This is a genomic window from Streptomyces sp. NPDC059255 (genome assembly GCF_042752355.1).
Lineage (GTDB): Bacteria > Actinomycetota > Actinomycetes > Streptomycetales > Streptomycetaceae > Streptomyces.
On record NZ_JBHYZP010000109.1, the window covers coordinates 1 to 1,423 of the forward strand.

Sequence of the window (1,423 nt, forward strand, 5' to 3'; positions counted from 1 at the left end):
GGCCCTCGCTCTTCACGAGCTTCTGCAACTGCTGGTACTCGGGGCCCATTTTCGCCCGGGTCTTGATCCACTCGGGCTTGCGCTCGATGGGGGTCTGGCTGTTCCGGACCTCCAGTCGCAGCATCTTGCGTCCGTCGGGTGCGACAGCGGACACGTCCGGCACCTCTCTCTGCTGGCGCGGCATTCGATTCTTCGGCGAACACCAGGTTACGCCCGTTATTTGCGTGGTCTTACGTCTGGCCAACCCCTGGGCGGAGAGGCGCATTCCCCGGTGCGTTCCCGGCTGCGTCCCCCGGTGGGTTTCCGGGTGCGTTTCCCCGTACGGCCGGGGCCGTACGGGCGGGGGCCTGGCACCGCGCCCGCCGCGCGCCCCCTACGCGCTCGCTTTCAGTGCCGCGGCCGCCTGCCCGGTCTCCCGTACGGGATCCCCCGCACCCTCGCGTACGGACTCCCGTACGAGCTCTGCCACCGGCTCGCGCTCGATCGCGCGTGGCGCCGGCTCGGCCCCCTCCAGGATGTCCCGCAGGTGCCTCTCCACCACGGGGACGACCTCCGCGACCGTGATCTCCCGGCCCAGTTCGTACGAGAGCGACGTCACGCCCGCGTCCCGGATCCCGCACGGCACGATCCGGTCGAACCAGGTGTTGTCCGGGTTCACGTTGAACGAGAAGCCGTGCATCGTCACGCCCTTGGCGACCCGGATCCCGATCGCCGCGAGCTTGCGGTCCTCCCGGCGCTGGCCCGCGTTGGACGGGGCGTACTCGGGGCCGTTCAGCCGGGGGTCGAACTCGTCGTCCGTCAGCCGGGGGTCCGCCCCCGGCGCCGTTCCGGGCGCGAGGTCCAGCGAGAGCCCGCCGAGCGAGCCGCGCTCCGGCACCGGATCGCCCAGCACCCACACGCCGCTGCGCCCCTCGACCCGGCTGGTCTCCAGGCCGAACTCGGCGGCCGTGCGGATCAGCGCGTCCTCCAGGCGGCGGACATGCGCGACGACGTCCACCGGACGCGGCAGCTTCAGGATCGGGTACCCCACGAGCTGCCCGGGACCGTGCCAGGTGATCTTCCCGCCGCGGTCCACGTCGACGACAGGGGTGCCGTCGAGCGGGCGCTCACTGTCCGCCGTGCGCCGCCCGGCCGTGTAGACCGGCGGATGCTCCAGCAGCAGACAGGTGTCGGGGATCTCGTCCGCGAACCGGGCCGCGTGGACCCTGCGCTGCTCCTGCCACGCCTCCTGGTACTCGACCGCCTCCGCGCCGAAACCGAGATGGACGTACCGCAGCTCACCCACGGCAGAGCCTCCTTACCACCGGCCGAGAAACTTTCGTCCTGCACGCATTGCGTCCTTGCCACTGTACGGCGGCCCCTGGACGGAGGGCCGGGCAGGTGCCCGGCCCGCCCACCACGGGGGGTGGGGTTAAAAAAAAAA

1 protein-coding gene and 1 pseudogene are annotated in these 1,423 nt (G+C 71.3%); both read right to left on the reverse strand.

What is annotated here, in order from left to right; genetic code table 11:
* Positions 1 to 154, reverse strand: a pseudogene (locus tag ACFXKG_RS41280) (lipoyl synthase); the annotation flags it as partial.
* A 219-nt stretch (positions 155 to 373) separates the two neighbouring features.
* The gene (gene lipB, locus ACFXKG_RS41285) at positions 374 to 1,285 is read right to left on the reverse strand and encodes a lipoyl(octanoyl) transferase LipB (protein ID WP_384850771.1); all 912 of its coding nucleotides are present in this window, start codon (positions 1,283 to 1,285) and stop codon (positions 374 to 376) included.
* Positions 1,286 to 1,423 lie beyond the last annotated feature (138 nt).